This window comes from Stenotrophomonas sp. PvP093 (assembly GCF_017876915.1).
In the GTDB taxonomy this organism is placed as follows: domain Bacteria; phylum Pseudomonadota; class Gammaproteobacteria; order Xanthomonadales; family Xanthomonadaceae; genus Stenotrophomonas; species Stenotrophomonas muris.
Genome location: NZ_JAGIOX010000004.1, coordinates 3,560,185 through 3,581,182, shown reverse-complemented (window position 1 = coordinate 3,581,182; position 20,998 = coordinate 3,560,185). Strand labels below are relative to the sequence as shown.

Below are 20,998 nucleotides of genomic sequence, written 5' to 3'. Positions count from 1 at the left end.
GCCGGCACTACCGGGGTGACCATATCCGGCACAATAGGCCCCCCTCACGCCCCGCCGTATCGCCATGACCGACCTCGCCCCGCAGACCCCGATCGAAACCCTGCTGAAGGCGGCGATGGACGGGTCGGTGCCGATCCGCGCCTTCATGGAGGCCTTCGTCGCCTCCGAGGTGGTACTGCTGACCGGCAGCCTGGTGACCCCCGATGGCAGCGGCTTCGACCCGCTGCTGTTCGACAAGCAGGGCACCCTGCACGTGGCCGTGTTCACCGATCCGTCGCGGGTGGGCATCTACAGCCAGCAGGCCGAACACCAGATCCGCTGGCAGATGCTGGACGTGCTGCGCCGGGTGCCGGGTGGCTACGGCGTGGTGATCAACCCGGGCACTTCGCTGGGCTTCGAGATCTCGCCCAGCGGCGTCGGCGAGATCCTGAAGGACTTCGCCCAGGGTTGATTGTCATGTAGAGCCAAGCCCATGCTCGGCTGCCGTTCGCGCAATGCCGGATCAGTCGAGCACGGCTCGATACTACAGAGAGCTTCCCTTCGGGCACCGTACGTGATCCCCTTTGGACAACATCGGGATCGAGGCTCTCTCCATGGAATTCAGCGAATCACCCGCCGACGCACCGGCACGATCACGCCATTCCCGCTCCGCACTGGTCTTCCTGTTCGCGGCCATCGTCGCCGCACTGGTGTCCATGCCTGTTCTGCGTGCGGTGGGCATGGTGCTGTGGCCGGTGTTCGCCATTGCCTGGCTGATCAACCTGGGGGCCGCCTGGCATCTGGGCCAGTGGGCGCGCCAGCAGGGCCGTCCGGCGTGGGCATTCGGGTTGCCGGCGGTGCTTGGCACCGTCGCCTCGATCGTGGTCTTCGTGCTGCTGGCGCTGCTGGGGCCGAAGGCCCCGGTGCGCTGAACCTTCGCGGTTGTCGTGGACGGTGTGCGGGGCAGGGCTCGGCACTACAGCAAGGCCAATCCAAGCCCGCACGCGTCGCGCGGAGCACCGGCACATCGGCCGGCGCCCCGTTGCTTCACATCGTCACCTTGCGCCGGTTGTCATCGCTCACCCGGTCGATCAGCTTGTTGTAGGGATCGAAGCCTGCCTCGTCCGGCTTTTCATCCACCGTCACCGTGATCTTCGGCGCGGCGCTGGTGATGTGGTGGCGCTGCAGGTACAGCACCTTCTGGTCGCGTTCCTTGCCCGACGGCCCGGTGGCGAACACGCCGATCTCGACCCAGTCATCCATCTTCGCGTCGCTCTCCCTGCCCTTGCCATCGGCGTACTGCTTGGCGGCATGCAGGTCCAGGGTCACGTCGTAGCGGCCGTCAGCACGTTTGCGGGCGCTGGCGGCCATCACCCGGTTGTCGTAGAAGCTGATTTTCTCGAACAGGTCGGTGACCAGCTGCTGGCGGTCGGCCGGGGTCTCGGCGCGGATGTAGCCCAGCAGCTCGCGTGAGGTGGTGTACGGCGGCTGCTGGTAGCCCTTGTCCTGCAGGAAGCGCTTCAACGCACGGTTCAGCGCCTGCTCGCCGATTTCCTCGCGCAGGCGGTAGAACACCAGCGAACCCTTCTGGTAGTGGATGTACTGCTGGTTTTCCACGCGTTCCAGCGGCTGTTCCTCGATGGCTTCGCCACCGCGGCCGGACAGGTAGCCGTCCAGTTCGCGCTTGAGGAACTGGCGCATGTGCTGGCGGCCGTATTCCTGCTCCATCACCATCAAGGCCGAGTACTGCGACAGCGATTCGGACAGCACGGTCGCGCCCTGCACGTTGGCGCCGATCACCTGGTGCGCCCACCACTGGTGCGCGATCTCGTGCGCGGTCACGTAGAACACGTAGTCCACCTTGTCCGGGTCGCGCAGGTCGGCGATGAAACCGATGGCCTCGGAATAGGGGATGGTGTTGGCGAAGGACTGCGCGAAGCGGGCATAGCCCGGGAATTCGATGATGCGTACCTGGCGGTGCTGGTACGGGGTGAAGTTCGCCTCGTAATAGGCCAGCGACTTCTGCACCGCCTCGATCATCCGGTCCACGTTGTAGCCGTGCGCCGGATCGAAGTAGACCTCGATCGGGATGTCCTTGTACTTCGCCTTGCGCACCTCCCAGCGTGCCGATAGATAGGCATAGAAGTTCAGCATCGGCCGGTCCATGGCGTAGCTGAAGCAGCGCCGGCCGTTGACCGTGGTCTCGCGCTGCAGGTAGCCCGGGGCCAGCGCCACCTGGTCTGGTGCGGTGCAGACCGTGGTGCGGAAGTCGAGCCAGTCGGCATCGTTGGCAATGTACGTGTTGGCGCGCGCCGCTTCGTCCTCCAGCCTGGGCATGCGCCGCGGCTCACCCAGGCCGCGCTTGCGCCGCTCGTTGCGGTCGCTGATCTCGGCGCCCTCGTTGTAGCCGAACGAGGGCAGCACGCGGCTGTTGAAGAAGGTGCCGTTGTCCACGATGTTGCTCGGCGCCAGCCCGGCGGTGATGCCGTTGGGTTTCTGCACCACCCGGAAATGCACGCTGCGGGTTTCGCCCGGCTGCAGCGGCTTCTGCAGGCGGTAGATGCGGTAGCCGAGATCGGCATCGTGCAACGACAGCGTCTGCCCACCCAGGTCGACGTCGACCAGCTGCTTGTCATCGCCCATCGAGACATGCACGTCCTGGATCGGCGTGGCATGGGTATTGCGCACCGTCCAGTTCGCATCGATCACCATCGACTGCGATTCCGGGAACAGGTCCACGCGGTTGTCCACCGCCACGATGCGCGGCTGCGGCAGGGTGCGGTACTTCGACAGCTCGCGCTCGTAGCGGGCCTGCAGGTCCAGCTGCTGGTCGGGCGAGATGAACTCGTTGCGGATATTGGTGCTCCAGTACAGCCAGCTGCCCACGCCGGCGAAGGCCAATGCCGCAAGTCCGGCGAAGACGCCGGTCGGGCCGCGCAGGCGGCGGCCGGCCAGGGCCAGGCGCTGGCGCAGGCCCTGGCTGACACCGCGCACCCAGAGCGCCGATGCCAGGCACATCAGGGTCAGCAGGAACAGCGCCCAGTAGCCCTGGAACGCCAGCTGCCCCGGCAGGAAGTGGCCGTAGCCGTTCATGTCCGAATAGGGAGCGTTGGGCCAGCCACCGAAGGTGTACAGGTTCTGCGTGTAGTCCAGCATGCCGAGCACGCCCTGGCCGATCATCACCACGATCAGCAGCGCGTAACCGACGAACTTGTTGTTGGTGAGCACCTGCAGCACCAGTGCCAGGCCCCCCATCAGGATGTAGATCACCGAATCCAGCGCCAGGCTGCGCAGGTACAGCAGCGGCTCCAGGTGGGTGTAGCCCTTGACCAGCTGCACGCCCATCGCCGCCAGTGCACCGGCGGCCTGGAAGCAGATGATCACTGCCAGCAGTGCGGTGAACTTGGCCAGCAGCGGTACCCAGTTCGGCACCGGCATGGCATCGGTCACTTCGTTGATGCGCGCGCTGCGTTCCTTCCACACCAGCTCACCGGCGAAGAACAGCACGATGATCACCAGCAGCCAGCTGAAGGCCCCCTGCAGGCCCATGATCATCTGCGAGGTGACCGGCCAGATCGAGGTGCCGTACAGGGTCTGCCGGAACAGCGCGTTGGGCAGGAAATTGGCCAGGCCCAGCACCAGCAGCACGATGAACGGCACGCTGCGCAGGACGCCGCGCGTGTCGAAGCGCACCTGGCGCAGGAATTGTTGCCACGCGGTGGTCGCGCTGAATGCCGGTACCACGCGCGGCAACGGGTTGCGGTTGGGCCGGAGGGCGGCGGCGTCGGCAACCGGCTGCGCCTGCCGGCGGCCCCAGCGACGACGGCCGCTGCCGCTGCGCTCGGTGCGGAACAGGGCGAACGTGGCGGCGAACAGCAGCGCCGTCACGCCCAGCCACAGGGCACGGTTGGCCAGCAGGTAGCCCGCCAGGCCGGGAACGCCGCTGTTGTGCTCGGCGGTGGACCAGTAGCGGATGGTGCGTGACAGGGCGCGCATGCCCAAAGGCTCGCTGAGCACCGCCAGCCAGGTGTTGTCGATGTCGCGCAGCACCGCCGCGCTGGCGCCGAACAGGACCAGGTAGGCCACCAGCCCGATGTAGACCCACAGGATTGAACGCGTGACCACTGCCAGCAATGACAGCAGCGCGGTGGTGAACAACAGGTTGGGAATGACGATGACCGCAAAACTCCAGGCATAGCCCTGCCAGCTGATCGGCCCCATGCGCTCGGCGTCCACCCAGGGCATGAACGGTGCCAGCCAGAGCCCGAAAGCGACCAGCAGGTAGAACAGCAGGCCGGTGGCCAGGGCGGCGGCGATGCGGCCGGCCAGGTAATCGCGGCGTTTCACCGGGCTGGCGAAGATCAGCTCGGCGGTGCCCAGTTCGAAGTCACGCAGCAGCGCATTGCTGACGAACAGGGCGGTGACCAGCATGCCGAGCAGGGTGAAGATGCCCAGCATCTGCGCGATCACGGTGGGAGCGTTGCTGTGCACGTTGCCGCTGCCACCACCGATCTGTACGGCGTCGCTGGACGCAGCGGCGAAGGCGAGCAGGGCGAACAGCCCGGCCAGCAGCCACAGCAGCGGGGAACGCAGCTGCTCGCGCAGCTCGAAACGGAAGAAATTGAGGATCATGGCGTGCTCCGCTCAGGCTGCCGCGCGAGCACGGGCCTGCAGGCGCAGGCGCTGGAAGTACACGTCTTCGAGGTCAGGAGCCACGGCCGCAAAGCCGTCGCCGGGGTCGTTGGCGCTGTGCACATGGATCACCGGGCGGCCACCGACCAGACGGGTCGACAGCACCACGTAGCGCGCTTCATGGTCGGCCAGCTCCGAAGGATCGACCTGCTTGCGCCAGACCTGGTGCTGCAGGGCGTTGATCGCTTCGCTGGGGCGGCCGGTCAGCAGCACCTGGCCCTTGTTCATGATCGCCATCGTCGGGCACAGGTCGGTCACGTCCTCGACGATGTGGGTGGACAGGATCACCGCTACGTTCTCGCCGATCGCCGCCAGCAGGTTGAGGAAGCGGTTGCGTTCCTCCGGGTCGAGGCCGGCGGTGGGTTCGTCGACGATCACCAGCCGTGGGTCGCCCAGCAGCGCCTGGGCAATGCCGAAGCGCTGGCGCATGCCGCCGGAGTAGGTGCCCAGCTTGCGCTTGCGGGCATCCCACAGGTTCACCTGCTGCAGCAGCCCATCGACCACCTCGCGGCGCTGCGCGCGTTGGGTCAGGCCCTTGAGCACTGCGAAATGCTCCAGCAGGTCCAGCGCGCTGACTTTCGGGTACACGCCGAAATCCTGCGGCAGGTAGCCCAGCCGACGGCGCACGGCGTCCTTGTCGCGCAGCACGTCGATCGGCGCCTCGCCCGGAACGCTGAGCGTCACCGTGCCGCTGTCGGCCTCCTGCAGGGTGGACAGCGTGCGCATCAGCGAGGACTTGCCGGCGCCGTTCGGGCCGAGCAGGCCGAACATGCCCCGCGGGATGTCCAGGGTGACGTTGTTGAGGGCATGCACGCCGTTGGCGTACGTCTTGGACAGCGAATCGATCTTCAGCATGCGACGTACACCTTTCCCTGGGCAATGTCTGCGCGTTATCCGCGCAACCGCCTCCGTGCGCATCCGCCGTTGGTCATGGGGGGAGAATCCCGCCGTCGTGCGTTGGCCAGCGCGCCGGCCCAGCGGCGCCTTACCCGCGCAGGGATGATTCGCGCACCACCAGCTTCACCGGGATGCTCTGGCTGTCCACCGGCTGCCGGCCGATCAGCGCCAGCAGGCGTTCCACCAGCAGCTGGCCGGCCTGCTTGGTGTCCTGCTGCACCGTGGTCAGCGCGGGGGATACCGAAGCGGCCAGCGGGATGTCGTCGAAGCCGGTCACCGCCACGTCCTGCGGCACCCGCAGCCCGGCCTCGCGCAGGGCGCGCATCGCACCGATGGCGATCAGGTCGCTGGCCGCGCAGATCGCATCGATCGGCTCGCCGCGCGCCAACAGGGCCTGGCAGGCTTCCTGGCCGGAGGCTTCAGTGGTGATCGCATCGTGCTGCAGCGCCGGTTCGGCGGCCAGGCCGTGGTCCTGCAGGGCCGCGACGTGGCCGCGGTAGCGCTCCTGGAATTCGGGGTAGTGGCTGGAGGCATGGCCGAGGAAGGCGATGCGGCGGCAGCCCTGCTGCAGCAGGTGGGTGGTGATGTCATGCCCGCCCTGGAAGTTGTCGCTGCCGATCGAGACACCGGGCTGGCCGGGCAGGGCGGCGCCCCAGCGCACGAAGTGCGTGCCCTGTTCGACCAGCCGCTGCAGGCGGTCGCGCGATTCGTGATAGTCGCCGTAGCCGAGCAGGATGATGCCGTCGGCCTTGTTGCTGTCCTCGTAATCGGCCTGCCAGTCGGTGGACAGCTGCTGGAACGAGACCAGCAGGTCCTGCCCGTGCAGGGCGCAGGCGCGGGTGATCGAGCCCAGCATCGAATGGAAGAACGGGTTGATCAGCGAGTCGTCGTTGGTCGGGTCCTCGAAGAACAGCAGGGCCAGCGTGCCGGCATTGCGCAGGCGCAGGCTGGAGGCATTCTTGTCGACCTTGTAGTTCAGCTCGCGGGCAATGCGCAGGATGCGCTCACGGGTCTCGGCGTTGACCATCGGGCTGCCACGCAGGGCCCGCGACACGGTCGGCTGGGAGACCCCGGCCAGGTGGGCGATGTCCAGGGAGGTGGCTTTGCCTTTGATCGTCATGTGTGGGCGGAGCGGGCAGGTGGGAGGTGCCCGGGCATGATGCCATGCGCAGACGCGAATGCCCCTCTTAACGTCGGCCTGGGCACAGGTAAGTCATTGCCGGACAAGGAAATCAGCGTGATCCTTCGGTGCGGTCGGGGTCTCCTGACCGGGCGGATGGCGGCGGCAATGGTAAGATGCGTCGTTCTCGCATTCCCCCAAATTTCAACAGGGGCGGCCCAGCGTACTGCACCCCCGGCCGGGGCTGTGCTATCACTGGCGGTCTGCCCCTGGACAACGGACGAAGGTACCTATGGCGCGCGGCATCAACAAAGTCATCCTGGTCGGCAATCTCGGCAACGACCCGGACGTGAAGTACACCCAGGGCGGCATGGCGATCACCCGCATCAGCCTGGCCACCACCAGCGTCCGCAAGGACAAGGATGGCAACCAGCAGGAGCGCACCGAATGGCACCGCGTGGTGTTCTTCGGCAAGCTCGGCGAGATCGCCGGCGAGTACCTGCGCAAGGGCAGCTCGGTCTACGTCGAAGGCAGCCTGCGCTACGACAAGTACACCGGCCAGGACGGCGTGGAGAAGTACTCCACCGACATCATCGCCGATGAAATGCAGATGCTGGGCGGCCGCGGTGAAGGCGGTGGCGGTGGTGGTGGCAACTACGGCGGCGATCGTCCGCAGCGCCAGCAGGCGCCGCGCCAGGAGTATGGCGGTGGCGGCGGTGGCGGCGGTGGCGGTGGCCAGCGTGGCGGCCAGGGCGGTGGCTATGGCAACCAGGGCGGCAACCAGGGCGGGGGTTACGGCAACCAGGGCGGCAACCAGCGCCCGCAGCCGCAGCAGGCGCCGCCGATGGACGACTTCGCTGACGACGATATTCCGTTCTAAGCGTATCTTCCGTTTATCCCGACAAGGGCTCCTGGCACGCGTGCCCGGGGCCCTTCTCGTTACAGGCGACGTGGCAGGATCCCATTGCCCGGCGGCAGGATGCGGACGTTCGTCGACCTCGTCACCGATTGCCGAACATTCCCTGGTCCAGCAGGCAGTCAATGAACGCGCCCAGCAGGGCGGGGCGATGCCGCCTGTTCGGGTAGTAGAGAAAAAGCCCGGGCCGCGAGACCGACCAATCCGCCAGTACCCGCACCAGCAGTCCCTGTGCCAACAGTTCGCCCACACCATCCTGTTCGAAGTGATAGGCGATTCCAAGGCCGGCCAGGGCCGACGCAATCCCGATGTCAGCGTGATTGGTGACGACAGGACCGTCCACGGCGACCTCGAGGTGGCGACCTCGCTTCTTGAACTCCCATCGGTACTGCCTGCCATCGCTCTGCAGCCGCCAGTTGATGCAGGCGTGATCCTGCAGTTCCGCCGGAGTTCGCGGTGTTCCGCGGCGTGCCAGGTAATCCGGTGACGCCACGGCCACCATGTTCAGGTCCGGGGTGAGGCGGATGGCCACCATGTCCTTCTCGAGCTGACCACCCACGCGGATGCCCGCATCAAACCGGCCACTGACGATGTCGCTGAGCGCGTCGTCGACCACGATGTCGACAACGACATCAGGGTAGGCCTGGTGGAAGCGGGCAAGCCGCGGGGCAATCAGTGTTCTCGCGGCGATGCCCAGCGTATTGATTCGCAGGGTCCCGTTGATCCGTCCGCTGGCTTCGCTGGTTTCAGCGACCGCGACGGCCAACTCCTGGAACAGCGGCGCGATGCGCGCGTACAGTCGCCCGCCGCTTGCCGAGGGCGCCACGCTTCGTGTCGTGCGATTGAGAAGGCGGGTGCCGAGACGGCCTTCCAGTTGGCGGATGGTCTGGCTCAGGGCCGAGGGCGATACCCCCAGATGTTCCGCCGCCCGCGCGAAGCTCTGACGTTCCACTACCGCCACGAAGGCCTTCAGTTCAGCGAACTCGGATCCGCGCATTATGTGAGATTCTTGACATAACCCATTCGGATTATAGGGCATTCACTTAACCGACCAGCGTGCACATCCTGAGCGCCTGACCACTGCAGGAGCCAGGAATGAATGCGTTGACCCTCCCAGAACCCATTGCCGCGTACTTCGCGGCCGAACATGACCCTGAACTGCTGGCGCGTTGTTTTGCCGCCCAGGCTGTGCTGAAGGACGACGGGCACACCCTCGTCGGCGTCGACGCCATCAAAGCCTTCCTGGCCGAGGCATCGGCCAAATACAGCGCCACCAGCGTGCCGAGCGCCATCGAACGGCAGGAGAAACACCACGTTGTCCGTGCCATCGTGAGCGGTAACTTCCCCGGCAGTCCGATTCTGCTGAGCTACCGTTTCGAACTGGAACGGGGCCTGATCGCATCGCTGGAGATCACGGCATGAGCTTCGATCTTCAACTCGGTGGCCTGCGGGCCGTGGTGACCGGCGGCACGGCCGGTGTGGGGGCGGCCGTGGTCAGGACCCTCGCCGAGGCCGGGGCCAGGGTAATGACGTCGGCGCGCAGCCTGCCGGCACGCCCGGTGGAAGGAGTCGCCTACGTAGCCGCCGATCTGTCGACGGCCGAGGGCACCGGCATTTTCGCCCACGCCGTGCTGCAGGCATGGGGCGGCGCAGACATCCTGGTCAATGTGCTGGGGGGATCAAAGACACCTGCCGGTGGCTTCGCAGCGATCAGTGATGCGCACTGGCTTGCCGAGCTGAACCTGAATCTGATGCCGGCGGTCCGCCTGGATCGTGCCTTGCTGCCATCCATGCTCGCGCAGAGCGCTGGCGTGATCATCCACGTCAGTTCGATCCAGCGCATGCTGCCTCTGCCGGAGTCCACCACCGCCTACGCCGCCGCCAAAGCGGCACTCACGACCTACAGCAAGTCGCTTTCACGAGAGGTCACCCCCAAGGGCGTGCGGGTGCTGAGCGTAGCGCCGGGCTGGATCGAGACAGAAGCATCCAGGGAATTTGCAGAACGGATCGCTGCGGAAGCGGGAACCGACTATGAAGGAGGCAAGAAGGTGGTCATGGACTGGCTCGGCGGGATCCCGGTGGGACGGCCCGCGGCACCGCAGGAGGTGGCCGATCTGATTGTGTTCCTGGCGTCTCCCCGGTCGGCGTCGATTGCCGGAACGGAGTATCGGATCGACGGCGGCACGGTTTCGACCCTGTAGCCAACAGGCGTCGTCCTGCTCCCACCGCCAGAAGGAAAGCCCCGCTCACGCGGGGCTTTTGTTTTCCAGGTCGGTTGCGGAGTTGTGCCTCGCAGCATTGATTTTCGTGCACTGCGACTTGCAAACACACAAATTCCTCCCCTATGGTGCAATCGATTGCATTGCAGTGAATCCTCAGTGTTTGATGTCGGTTGGGAGGCCGGCAGGTGGATGTCCATCCATTCGATCAGACCGGCTCCGGCGACGGGCCTCACGCGGCGTGATGCGTTGCGCATGGCGGTTGCTGGAGGCGTAGCCCTGGGTACTGCGGGAGCGTTGCCTGCATTCGCCGCCACCGCAGCGCTCAAGGGCAACCTGAAGCACTCCGTCGCACGCTGGACCTTCCCGCAGCTGTCGGTCGCCCAGCTCTGCACGACGGTGAAGGACATCGGCTTCGCCGCCATCGACCTGGTCGGCCCGGAAGACTGGCCCACGCTGAAGGCGAACGGCGTCTACAGCTCGATGTGCAATGGCGCGGAGCTGGGCCTGACCAAGGGCTTTGCCGGCCGCGAATTCCACGACCCGCTGGTGGAGCGCTACACGCGGCACATCGACCTGGTCGCCGATGCCGGTTACCGCAACCTCATCTGCTTCTCCGGCAATCGCAACGGCATGGACCCGCAGGACGGCATGGCCAATGCCGAGGCGGGCCTCAAGCGCATCCTCGGGCATGCCGAGAAGCGCGGCGTGGTGCTGGTGATGGAGCTGCTGAACTCCAGGGTCGATCACCACGACTACCTGTGCGATCACTCGGCCTGGGGCGTGGAGCTGTGCCAGCGGCTCGGCTCGGACAACTTCGGCCTGCTCTACGACATCTACCACATGCAGATCATGGAGGGCGACATCATCGCCACCATCGGCAAGCATCACGCCTGCTTCAAGCATTACCACACTGCAGGCGTGCCGGGCCGGAACGAGATTGGAGACCAGCAGGAGCTCCACTATCCGGCCATCTGTCGCGCGATCCGCGACACCGGTTTCAAGGGGTATCTGGCGCAGGAATTCACGCCTGCAGCGCCCGATCCCGTTGCCTCATTGCGCGAGGCGATCCGCCTCTGCGACGTCTGAAACGATATCCACCCAGGTGAGAGACCATGGCAGATAATCACTACGACGCCATTGTTGTTGGCTCGGGAATCAGTGGCGGTTGGGCAGCGAAGGAGCTGACCGAGAAGGGCCTGAAGGTCCTGATGCTGGAACGCGGGCGCAACATCGAGCACGTCAAGGACTACGTCAATGCGATGAAGGAAGCGTGGGACTTCCCGCATCGCAACCGGCCGACGCAGGCGATGAAGGCCGCCTTCCCGGTGCTGATGCGCGACTACGGCCTGGCCGAGAACCTGGAAGGAATGTGGGCCAACGAGCAGGACTCACCCTACATCGAAACCAAGCGCTTCGACTGGTTCCGTGGCTACCACGTGGGCGGGCGCTCGCTGATGTGGGGCCGGCAGAGCTATCGGTTTTCCGACCTGGACTTCGAAGCGAACCTCAAGGATGGCATCGCCACCGACTGGCCGATCCGCTATGCCGACATCGCGCCGTGGTACGACCATGTAGAGAGGTTCGCCGGCATCGCCGGCACGCGCGAAGGACTGGACGTGCTGCCGGACGGCGAGTTTCTGCCGCCGATCCCGTTGAACATCGTCGAGAAGGACGTGGCCGCGCGGATCAAGAAGGCCTTCGGCGGAACGCGGCACATGATCCACTCGCGCACCGCCAACATCACCCAGCCGATGCCCGAGCAGGGGCGCGTGAACTGCCAGTACCGCAACAAGTGCATCCTGGGCTGTCCCTTCGGTGCCTATTTCTCGACCCAGGCGGCGACGCTGCCAGCGGCGATGAAGACCGGCAACCTGACCTTGCGGCCGTTCTCGATCGTCAAGGAAGTGCTCTACGACAAGGATCGCAAGCGTGCGCGCGGCGTGGAGGTGATCGATGCCGAGACCGGGCAGACCTACCAGTACACCGCCAAGGTCATCTTCCTCAATGCATCGTCGTTCAATTCGACCTGGCTGCTGATGAACTCGGCGACCGATGTGTGGGAGGGGGGACTGGGTTCTTCGTCGGGCGAGCTGGGGCACAACGTGATGGACCATCATTTCGGTGCGGGCGCCTCGGGCCGGGTCGAGGGCTACGAAGACAAGTACTACTTCGGCCGCCGTCCGTGCGGTTTCTACATTCCGCGCTTCCGCAACGTCGCGGCCGACAAGCGCGGCTACCTGCGCGGGTTCGGTTACCAGGGCGGTGCCAGCCGCACCGGCTGGTCGCGCGAGATCGCCGAGCTGAACATCGGTGCCGACCTGAAGGAGGCGCTGACCGTACCGGGCGACTGGCGCATCGGCATGACCGGGTTCGGTGAAATGCTGCCGCACCACGACAATACGATCCGCCTGGACCACGACCGCAAGGACAAATGGGGGCTGCCGGTGCTGGCGATGGACGTGTCCATGCGCGCCAACGAACTGGCGATGCGCAAGGACATGGCCGCCGATGCTGCCGAGATGCTGGAGGCGGCTGGCGTCAAGGACGTGAAGATGCACGACCACGACTATGCCCCGGGCAAGGGCATCCACGAGATGGGGACCGCACGCATGGGACGTGACCGGAAGAGCTCGGTATTGAACGCGCACAACCAAGTCTGGGATGCGCCCAACGTCTATGTGACCGACGGTGCCTGCATGACCTCCAGCGCCTGCGTGAATCCTTCGCTGACCTATATGGCGCTGACCGCGCGCGCGGCCGACCACGCGGCACGCGAACTGAAAGCGGGGAGCCTCTGATGGATCGCCGCGAACTGTTGAAGATGATCGTTGCCGCCACCGGCGCGGCCATGGTCGGCCTGCCTGCGCTCGCGCAGGGAAACGCCGCCGCGGCACCGGTGAAGACCCTGTTCTCCGATGCCGACATCGGCACGCTGGACGAGATCGCCGAGACCATCCTGCCGCGGACCCGGACGCCAGGGGCGAAGGATGCCGGCGCTGGCCTGTTCATGGCGACCTTCGTCAGCGATTGCTACACCGCCCGGCAGCAGGCAACGTTCCGGGCAGGCTTGGTCGATATCGACAAGCGCGCCGGCGGCAGGTTTGTGGCGCTTGCGCCGGAAGCCCGCACCCAGTTGCTGCGAACGCTGGACGCCGAAGCCAAGGCGCGCTCTGCCGACGTGACCGAGACCGGTACGCCTGAAGAGGGCGAGGCGATGCCGCATTACTTCACGATGATCAAGCAGCTGGCCATCTTCGGCTTCTTCACCTCCAAGGTCGGGGCGACCGGCGTGCTGCAGTACGTCGCGGTGCCCGGCCGCTACGACGGCGACCTCGCCTATGTCCCCGGTACGCCCGCGTGGGGGACCAGCTGATGGACACCACCCTGATGATCCGCCCTGCGTTGATCACTGTTGGCCTGCTGGCCGCTGCATCTGCATTCGCGCAGGACAGTGCCGACGCTGCGCGCGACCCGAAGATGACCGAACTGTGGACCCCCGTGCCCGCTGTCGTGGCCACGCCGCCAGGCAAGGCCCCCTCCGACGCGATCGTGCTGTTCGATGGCAAGGATGTCTCCGCGTGGGAATCGGAGCAGGGCGGACGCGTGCCCTGGAAGGTTGCCGGGGGCGCCATGACCGTCGTTCCGGGCAGCAAGGGCATCCGCACCCGGCAACGCTTCTGCGATGTCCAGCTGCATGTGGAGTGGCGCACGCCCACTGACACGAAGGGCTTTGACGGCCAGAACCGGGGCAACAGCGGGATCTTCCTGCAGGAACTGTATGAACTGCAGGTGCTCGACAGCTACAACAACCCGACCTATGCCAATGGCCAGGCGGGCTCCATCTACAAGCAGGCCATGCCGCGGGTGAATGCCTCGCGCGCGCCGGGCCAGTGGCAGGCCTACGACATCATCTGGAAGGCACCGCGCTTCTCGGTGGGCGGTGGGCTTGTGTCGCCCGCGCGCATCACGGTGCTGCACAACGGCGTGCTGGTGCAGGATGACACCGTGCTGGCAGGCAAGACCGAGTACATCGGGGCGCCCTCGTATTCGCCCCATGCGTGTGCGCCGCTCTATCTGCAGGAGCATGACTCCAGGGTCAGTTACCGCAACATCTGGGTGCGCGAGCTGTAGCCGCACACGGCCGGCGTGGTCGCCGGCCGCTTACTTCGCCAGGTAGCTGGCGATATCGTCGATCTCCTGCTGTGACAGCTGGGAGAAGGGCGGCATCAGGCCGCCGCCCTTGCTGATCTTTTCCTTGATCTGTGCAGGTGCCATGCGCTTGCCGATGTCGGTGAGTGCCGGGAACGCGCCCGGCATGCCCGCGCGATCGGCGCCGTGGCAGGCCACGCAGTTCGCGGTGTAGAGCTTTGCTCCCGCAGCCGGGTCGCCCTTGCACCAGGCGGCTGTCGCAACACTCATGCCGCCCAGGGCCACCGCCATTGCCAGGATCATTTTCATGTGGGGCTCCTTGATGCGTCAGCGCCGCGCACGGGCAGGCGTATTGGTGGTCAGGTGTTCACGCAGATAGTCGGCGCCGGCCTGGACGACCTTGGCCGGCTCGCGTGGCTGGTCGTGTTCGATGATGTACCAATGCACGCCGGCGACCGCCGCGGCAGGCAGGATCGCGTTCCAGTCCAGTACGCCCTGGCCGACCGCAGCGAATCCGCCCTCGTCTTCGGCCTGGCCCTTGGGCGCATTGTCCTTGGCGTGTACCGCGAATACGTGGCCGCGGAACTTTCCCAGCATCACCGCCGGGTCCAGGCCCGCACGCGCGACCCAGGCCAGGTCCAGCTCGGTCTGCAGGTCGGGGCCGGCGGCGGCGAACAGCAGTTCCAGCCCGGTCCTGCCATCGAAGTCGACCAGCTCGAAGTCGTGGTTGTGATAGGCCAGGCGCATGCCCTTGCCGCGCACCTGTTTCGCGATCCGGCCCAGTTCCTGTCCCAGGGCGGTCCAGCCGGCGGCATCGCTCGGGCGTTCCTTCCTGTCCAGGTACGGCACCACCAGCGTGGTGTTGCCGATCGACCGGTTGAAGGTCACCACCCCATCCAGGTTGCTGCGCAGCTCGGCCAGCGGCACATGCGATGAAATGGCCTTGATCGAATACCGGTCCAGCAGCTGCTTCAGTTCCGCGGCACTGACGTTCTGCGTGCCGACGGTTTCCACCGCGTGCACACCGGCATCGTGGACGATCTTCAACTGTTGCTCGAGCGAGCCGGCATTGCGCAGGGTGTACATCTGCACCGCTATCGGCTTCTGCGCGCTGGCGGCTTCGACTGCGAAGGCGGGCAGCGCCGCGAGCAGCAGGACGAGGCTTGCACTTCGACGGACAAGGGCTTTCATCAACAGATCCTCCCGGGATTCAACCGATGGTGGTCCAGGCGCGTGACCTGGCCGATGCAATGACACGATCAACGATCCGCGCCGAACGCATGCCGTCCTCGAAGGTGGGCAGGCCGTCCGGTTGCTCGCCGTCGATGGCGCGATAGGTGTCGGCGACAAACGCCTCGAAGCACTGGGCGTAGCCCTGCGCGTGCCCCGCCGGCAGCGCCGACAGCCGGCGTTGCTCGGCAGTGCCCGCGCCGGGCCCGCGCACGAAGATCTCCTCGCGCTGGTCGGGCAGGCCGATCCACAGCCGCTCGGCGTCCTCCTGGTTGAACGCCATGCTGGCCTTGGCGCCATCGATCTCGAACCAGAGGCGGTTGCGGCGTCCGGCCGAAACCTGGCTCACCGTCAACGACGCCAGCGTACCGGCGCCGGTCCTGAACATCGCCGTCGCCACGTCCTCGCTCGCGACCGCCTGCGTCGCGCCGTTCGCCGCCGGTGTGCTGAAGCTCTGGCCGGTGACGGCGCTGCGTTCGGCGATCACCGTGGCAAACGCCGCGTTCACTTCGGTGAAGCGCTCGCCACTGACCCATTCGACCAGGTCGCACCAGTGCGAACCAATGTCGGCGAACACGCGCGAGGTGCCGCCCAGCGCCGGGTCCACGCGCCAGTTGTTGCTGGCCGGGTCCAGCAGCCAATCCTGCAGGTAACTGCCATGGATCAGGTGCAGCGGCCCCAGGTCACCCTGGGCGATGCGTGCACGCGCCTCGCGCACCACCGGGTGGTAGCGGTAGACGAAGGGGACGGTGGCAACCAATCCGGTCGAGGCGGCCAGTACCGCCAGCGCCTGCGCATCGTCCAGCGTCGTCGCCAGCGGCTTCTCGCAGATCACGTGCTTGCCGGCTTCCAGCGCAGCCTGTGCCATGGCGCGGTGCAGATGGTTGGGCGTGCACACGTGCACCACCTGTACCTGCGGATCGGCGATCACCTCCTCGATATCCAGGTAGGCGCGCGGGACATTCCAGGAGTGCGCTGCCTCATGCGCGCGCTGCGGTGACGAGGCGGCCACGCCGCGTACCTCGGCGCCGGCGAGCAAGGCCGCGCGGCGGTGCACGGCGCCGATCATGCCGGTGCCGACGATGGCGATTCCAAGCTTGGGCATCGACTGGGATCCTCAGGGTGTGGAGGGCGCGGCCGCAGCCGCCGGCCGGTCGCGGAACAGCAGCAGGAAGGCGACCAGCACCACCAGCGCAACAGCGGCCGGGAACAGCCAGATCTGCTGCCAGTCGGGACCGGCCTCGGTGGTGAAGTGCTCCACCACCGCGCCGGACAGGAAGGTGCCGATCAACATGCCCACGCCATAGGTGGCCAGGGTGATGAACCCCTGTGCGCTGCTGCGCGCGGCAGGGCCGGCATGGGCATCGGTGTAGATCTGGCCGGTGACGAAGAAGAAGTCGTAGCAGATGCCGTGCAGCACGATGCCGATCACCAGCAGCGGGAAACCGCCACCTGCATCGCCGAAGGCGAACAGCGCGTAGCGCACCACCCAGGCGGCCATGCCGACCGCCAGCATGGTTTTCACCCCCAGCCGAACGAACAGGAACGGCATGGCCAGCATCAGCAGCACTTCGGAAACCTGGCCCAGCGACTGCAGGCCTGCCGCGCCGCGCACGCCGAGGTCGTTGAGATAGGGATTGGTGAAGTTGTAGTAGAACGACAGCGGGATGCAGATGGCGATGGAGGCCAGGAAGAACACCAGGTAGGCGCGCGACTTCAGCAGCCGCAGCGAATCCAGCCCCAGGATCTGCCCCAGCCCGGCATCGCGCTGCTGCGCCAGTGGCGGTGTGTGCGGCAGGGTGAACGCATACAGCCCGAGCACCAGCGACGCCGCCGCCGCCATCCGGAACGTCAGCTCAAGCCGATGCGCCTGTTCCCAGCCCAGCCAGCCGATCAGCACGCTCGCCACGATCCAGCCGATGCTGCCGGCCACGCGGACCAGCGGGAACTGCTTCTCGGGTGATTGCATGTGCCGCATGGCCACGCTGTTGGCCAGTGCCAGGGTCGGCATGAACAGCAACATGTAGCCCATGACGCACGCAGAGAACATGCTGAAGCTGGTTGCCGTGGACGCCAGCCACATCAGCGCGGCACCGGCCAGATGCAGTACCGCAAGAATGCGCTGCGCCGCGAAGTAGCGATCCGCGATCAGCCCGACCAGGAACGGCGCCACGATGGCGCCGATCGACTGGCTGAGGAACGCGGTCGCCACCTGGCTCGCGCTGGCCTGCAGCGGGCCCTGCACCAGGTAGGTGCCCAGGGTGACGAACCACGCCCCCCAGATGAAGAACTGCAGAAACATCATCGCGCCCAGGCGCGACATGGCGTGCGTCATGGCTTGCCCTCCCGGGGCGGTCTTGGCTCAGATTCCCAGCATGCGGTGCAGTGATGCGGCGTCGGTGCCACTGTCGGCGAAGTCATCGAAGGCGCGTTCGGTCACGCGGATGAGGTGGTCGCGGATGAAGGCGGCACCCTCGCGCGCGCCGTCTTCCGGGTGCTTCAGGCAGCACTCCCATTCCAGTACCGCCCAGCCGGGGAAGTCGTACTGCGCGAACTTCGAGAAGATCGCCTTGAAGTCGATCTGGCCGTCACCGGGTGAACGGAACCGGCCCGGACGGTCGATCCAGTCCTGGTAGCCGCCGTACACGCCGCTGCTTGCGCTGGGGCGATGTTCCGCGTCCTTGACGTGGAAGATGCCGATGCGCGCGTGGTAGCGGTCGATGAAACCGAGGTAATCCATCTGCTGCAGCAGCAGGTGGCTGGGGTCGTACAGGATCTTCGCGCGGGGATGGTGGTCGACCTCATCGAGGAAGCGCTCGAAGGTCGCACCATCGTGCAGGTCCTCGCCCGGGTGGATCTCGAAGCACAGGTCAACGCCGCAGGCATCGAACGCATCCAGGATCGGGCGCCAGCGACGGCCGAGTTCGGCGAAGGCTTCTTCCACCAGTCCCGGCGGGCGCTGCGGCCAGGGGTAGAAGTAGGGCCAGGCCAATGCACCGGAGAACGTGGCATGCGCGGTCAGCCCCAGGCGCTGGCTGGCCTGCGCCGCCAGCCGCAGCTGCTCCACCGCCCAGGCCTGGCGGGCGGCCGGGTTGCCGCGCTTGTCCGGTGGCGCGAATCCGTCGAACAGGCTGTCGTAGGCAGGATGGACGGCAACCAACTGCCCCTGCAGGTGGGTCGACAGTTCGGTGATCTGCAGGCCGTGCCCGGCCAGCATGCCGGCAATGTCGTCGCAGTACGCCTGGCTGCGCGCCGCCTCCGCCAGGTCGAACAGGTGGGGCGCGGAGGTGGGGACTTGTACGCCAGAATAGCCCAGACCCGCGGCCCATCCGGCCAGCGTGTCCAGCCGATCAAAAGGAGCTGTGTCGCCGATGAACTGCGCCAGGAACAGCGCTGGACCCTTGAGCGTCTTCAACGTGATTCGCCCTCGATGCAATCGATTGCATTATCCTAGCAGGGGCTTACGCAGGACCTGTTGTGCAGTGCACAGCGGGCAGGAGGACTAACGCCATGGCCACCATCTACGACATCGCAAAACACGTCGGCGTGTCCGCCGGTACGGTGTCGCGCGCGCTTTCCCGGCCGGACAAGGTGCTGCCGGCCACCCGCGCGCGCATCGAGCAGGCCGCCGCCGCACTGGGCTATGTGCCCAACACGGTGGCGCGCACGCTCAAGACCCAGCGCAGCGGCAAGATCCTCGTCACCGTCCCGGACATCGCCAATCCGTTCTTCGCGCAGATCCTGCAGGGGGCGGAGGAGGCCGCGCAGGCGGTGGGCTATGCGGTCCTGCTGGGCGATACCCAGCATCAACCCGATCGTGAGGAGCGCTACGCGCAGATGCTCCGGCGCAACGAGGCCGACGGCATGATCGTGCTGGGCCATCGCCTGCCACCGACCGCGCGCGAGATCGTCGAGCAGCGCGGCGCCGCCGCACCGGTGGTCAACGGCTGCGAGTTCGACCCCGCGCTGGGCATCCCCAGCGTCCACATCGACAACGCCGCCGCCGCACGCGCGGTGATGGAGCATCTGTACGGGCTGGGACACGAACGGATTGCGGTGGTCGGCGGGCCGCCTGACAATCCCCTGCACCAGCAACGGCTGGAAGGGGTCCGCGCGGCCGGCAAGGCGCGTGGCCGCCTGCGCCAGCTGAGCATCGTGCCGGGTGACTTTTCCGTGGAATCCGGCCATGCAGCGGCGATGGCGCTGCTGGATGGCACGGCCGCGCCGACCGCGGTGTTCTGCTTCAGTGACCAGATGGCACTGGGTACCCTGGCCGCTTGCCGGGACCTGGGCATCCGCGTGCCGGACGAGCTGTCCGTGGTCGGCTTCGATGATCTGGCGTCCTCCCGCTACCTCACGCCCCCGCTGACGACCATCCGGCAGCCGATGCGGGAGATTGGCGAGCGTGCGGTCAACCTGCTGCTCGCCATCATCGAGCACGTCGATGTGCCGCTTCAGCAGACGCTGGAGTTCAGCTTCAAGCTGCGTGGTTCGACGGCTGCGCCCCGACCCGGATGACCACGGGGAGGGGGAGCGGCAGCGGCCCGCGCGATATCGCGCAACCTTGATCCCGAATTGACGCAAAGCTGTCAGACTCATCGCAGGCAGCCCGGCAAGGGCCGTAGCACCAGGTGCGATCGCGCAAGGGGGTCGGCAATGCCATTCTTCACCGATTCGGCGGAAGGCGCGGTCGAAGGCATTGGCGCGGCACGTCGCATCGGCTGGATGCGTTTCGTCGGCAATGGGCTGGGGGCGATCCCCATCGCTTCGATCATGCTTGAACGCCAGGACGGCGGGCTGGCCTGGGTCCTGCTGCTGCTCAACGCGCTGGCGTGGCCGGCACTGGCACTGCGGCTGACCCAGCGCTCGCGCCAGCCGGCGGTCGTCCAGTTCCGCTGCATGGTGGCCGACTCCTTCTTCGGCGGTGGCTGGATCGCCTTCATGGCGTTGAGCGCGGTGCCCAGTGCACTGTTCGCCGCACTGCTGGTGGCCGACAAGATCGCTGCCGGTGGCGTGCGCCTGGCGATGCGCGCCACCCTGGCCCTGCTGCTGGGTTTCGCTCTCGCCTGGTGGCTGCTCGGCTTCCCTTTCCAGCCGGTCACCTCGCAGCGCACGATCATGCTGAGTGTCCCGTTCCTGTTCGTGTATGGCATCGGCCTCAGCATTCTCAGCTGGCAGCTGGCGCGCCGGGTCAAATCGCAGAACCGTCAGCTGCAGCGGCTCAGCCGGATGGACCCGCTGGTCGAGCTGGCCAACCGTGGCTTCCTGATCCTGCGTGCGCAGCAGGCGCTGGACCGGGCACAGGGCCAGGGCGGTTTTGCCTGCCTGCTGATGCTCGATGTGGATGATTTCAAGCGCATCAATGACTCGCATGGCCACCGCGCCGGTGACGAGGTACTGCGGCATATCGCGGCGACATTGCGCACCTTTGCCCGGCCCGGTGATACGCCCGCGCGGCTGGGGGGCGATGAGTTCGTGGTGCTGCTGCGCGACTGCGCGCCCGTCGATGCGATGCACGTGGCCGAGCGGGTGCGCCTGCACCTGCTGGAGGCCGCGCAGCAGGCCACGCCGGGCGTGGAGTTCAGCGTCAGTATCGGCATTGCCGCCACACCGCGTGGCGGGAGTGTCGAGGACTGGTTGGCACTGGCCGACCGCGCGCTGTACCACGCCAAGCGGCAGGGCAAGAACACGGCCAGCTACGGCGAGTGAGTGCGGCACCGCCGCCGCCGAACGAGGGTGAAATGCCCGTTCATCCTGCACGCGGAATCGGCATGCCAATCCTCTACCATGGGC

The 20,998-nt window shown here is 66.5% G+C and carries 20 protein-coding genes; 11 read left to right on the top strand and 9 right to left on the bottom strand.

Annotated features, from left to right (window positions below; all coding sequences use genetic code 11):
* The first annotated feature begins 64 nt into the window (after positions 1-64).
* Positions 65-451 carry an SseB family protein gene (locus J3A72_RS19335; RefSeq protein ID WP_053494597.1) on the top strand — a complete coding sequence of 129 codons (387 nt, stop codon included), beginning with the start codon at positions 65-67 and terminating at the stop codon, positions 449-451.
* A gap of 142 nt (positions 452-593) precedes the next feature.
* Positions 594-911 carry a hypothetical protein gene (locus tag J3A72_RS19330; RefSeq protein WP_032960678.1) on the top strand — a complete coding sequence of 106 codons (318 nt, stop codon included), beginning with the start codon at positions 594-596 and terminating at the stop codon, positions 909-911.
* A gap of 115 nt (positions 912-1,026) precedes the next feature.
* Here the strand turns inward: J3A72_RS19330 and J3A72_RS19325 are convergent, their stop codons facing one another.
* The 3 genes from J3A72_RS19325 to J3A72_RS19315 form a co-directional block, all read right to left on the bottom strand.
* On the bottom strand, positions 1,027-4,611 hold the full coding sequence (locus tag J3A72_RS19325) for a M1 family aminopeptidase (RefSeq protein WP_075076564.1): 3,585 nt from the start codon (positions 4,609-4,611) through the stop codon (positions 1,027-1,029).
* Between the two features lie 12 nt (positions 4,612-4,623).
* Positions 4,624-5,526, bottom strand: coding sequence for an ABC transporter ATP-binding protein (locus J3A72_RS19320; RefSeq protein ID WP_075076563.1), 903 nt, complete (start codon positions 5,524-5,526; stop codon positions 4,624-4,626).
* Positions 5,527-5,656: 130 nt separating this feature from the next.
* Entirely contained in the window at positions 5,657-6,688 is a 1,032-nt protein-coding gene (locus tag J3A72_RS19315; RefSeq protein WP_014646297.1) for a LacI family DNA-binding transcriptional regulator, read from the bottom strand.
* 292 nt (positions 6,689-6,980) lie between these two features.
* Here J3A72_RS19315 and J3A72_RS19310 point away from each other — a divergent pair, with 292 nt between their 5' ends.
* The gene (locus tag J3A72_RS19310) at positions 6,981-7,568 is read left to right on the top strand and encodes a single-stranded DNA-binding protein (RefSeq protein ID WP_209572136.1); all 588 of its coding nucleotides are present in this window, start codon (positions 6,981-6,983) and stop codon (positions 7,566-7,568) included.
* Positions 7,569-7,689: 121 nt separating this feature from the next.
* On the opposite strand, the gene J3A72_RS19305 is transcribed toward J3A72_RS19310, so the two are convergent.
* The gene (locus J3A72_RS19305) at positions 7,690-8,601 is read right to left on the bottom strand and encodes a LysR family transcriptional regulator (RefSeq protein ID WP_049404958.1); all 912 of its coding nucleotides are present in this window, start codon (positions 8,599-8,601) and stop codon (positions 7,690-7,692) included.
* A gap of 98 nt (positions 8,602-8,699) precedes the next feature.
* Between J3A72_RS19305 and J3A72_RS19300 the strand changes: the two genes are divergently transcribed.
* The 6 genes from J3A72_RS19300 (at position 8,700) to J3A72_RS19275 (ending at position 13,957) form a co-directional block, all read left to right on the top strand.
* On the top strand, positions 8,700-9,026 hold the full coding sequence (locus J3A72_RS19300) for a nuclear transport factor 2 family protein (RefSeq protein WP_069117468.1): 327 nt from the start codon (positions 8,700-8,702) through the stop codon (positions 9,024-9,026).
* Positions 9,023-9,805, top strand: coding sequence for an SDR family oxidoreductase (locus tag J3A72_RS19295; RefSeq protein ID WP_075076561.1), 783 nt, complete (start codon positions 9,023-9,025; stop codon positions 9,803-9,805). The genes J3A72_RS19300 and J3A72_RS19295 overlap by 4 nt, the downstream gene beginning before the upstream one ends.
* A 210-nt stretch (positions 9,806-10,015) precedes the next feature.
* A complete protein-coding gene (locus J3A72_RS19290; protein ID WP_049404955.1) occupies positions 10,016-10,912 on the top strand; it encodes a TIM barrel protein in 897 nt (298 codons plus the stop codon).
* Between the two features lie 26 nt (positions 10,913-10,938).
* Entirely contained in the window at positions 10,939-12,624 is a 1,686-nt protein-coding gene (locus tag J3A72_RS19285; protein WP_075076560.1) for a GMC family oxidoreductase, read from the top strand.
* Entirely contained in the window at positions 12,624-13,199 is a 576-nt protein-coding gene (locus J3A72_RS19280) for a gluconate 2-dehydrogenase subunit 3 family protein (RefSeq protein ID WP_014646300.1), read from the top strand. The genes J3A72_RS19285 and J3A72_RS19280 overlap by 1 nt, the downstream gene beginning before the upstream one ends.
* On the top strand, positions 13,199-13,957 hold the full coding sequence (locus J3A72_RS19275) for a DUF1080 domain-containing protein (protein WP_075076576.1): 759 nt from the start codon (positions 13,199-13,201) through the stop codon (positions 13,955-13,957). Before J3A72_RS19280 ends, J3A72_RS19275 begins: the two co-directional genes overlap by 1 nt.
* Before the next feature lie 30 nt (positions 13,958-13,987).
* Here J3A72_RS19275 and J3A72_RS19270 read toward each other — a convergent pair whose 3' ends face one another.
* Genes J3A72_RS19270 through J3A72_RS19250 form a run of 5 tightly spaced genes read right to left on the bottom strand, consistent with a single transcriptional unit; the run spans position 13,988 to position 18,620 of the window.
* Positions 13,988-14,284 carry a cytochrome c gene (locus tag J3A72_RS19270; protein WP_032961525.1) on the bottom strand — a complete coding sequence of 99 codons (297 nt, stop codon included), beginning with the start codon at positions 14,282-14,284 and terminating at the stop codon, positions 13,988-13,990.
* 18 nt (positions 14,285-14,302) lie between these two features.
* Entirely contained in the window at positions 14,303-15,166 is an 864-nt protein-coding gene (locus J3A72_RS19265; protein ID WP_075076559.1) for a sugar phosphate isomerase/epimerase, read from the bottom strand.
* A gap of 19 nt (positions 15,167-15,185) precedes the next feature.
* Positions 15,186-16,310, bottom strand: a complete 1,125-nt coding sequence (locus tag J3A72_RS19260) for a Gfo/Idh/MocA family oxidoreductase (RefSeq protein ID WP_075076558.1) — start codon at positions 16,308-16,310, stop codon at positions 15,186-15,188.
* Positions 16,311-16,322: 12 nt separating this feature from the next.
* Complete coding sequence (locus tag J3A72_RS19255) at positions 16,323-17,540, bottom strand: nucleoside permease (protein WP_075076557.1); 1,218 nt, start codon at positions 17,538-17,540, stop codon at positions 16,323-16,325.
* A 27-nt stretch (positions 17,541-17,567) separates the two neighbouring features.
* The gene (locus J3A72_RS19250; RefSeq protein ID WP_049441133.1) at positions 17,568-18,620 is read right to left on the bottom strand and encodes a sugar phosphate isomerase/epimerase family protein; all 1,053 of its coding nucleotides are present in this window, start codon (positions 18,618-18,620) and stop codon (positions 17,568-17,570) included.
* A 95-nt stretch (positions 18,621-18,715) separates the two neighbouring features.
* Between J3A72_RS19250 and J3A72_RS19245 the strand changes: the two genes are divergently transcribed.
* Together J3A72_RS19245 and J3A72_RS19240 are read left to right on the top strand one after the other, a co-directional pair.
* The gene (locus J3A72_RS19245) at positions 18,716-19,723 is read left to right on the top strand and encodes a LacI family DNA-binding transcriptional regulator (protein WP_046429416.1); all 1,008 of its coding nucleotides are present in this window, start codon (positions 18,716-18,718) and stop codon (positions 19,721-19,723) included.
* Between the two features lie 138 nt (positions 19,724-19,861).
* A complete protein-coding gene (locus J3A72_RS19240) occupies positions 19,862-20,914 on the top strand; it encodes a sensor domain-containing diguanylate cyclase (protein WP_069117451.1) in 1,053 nt (350 codons plus the stop codon).
* Positions 20,915-20,998: the final 84 nt, after the last annotated feature.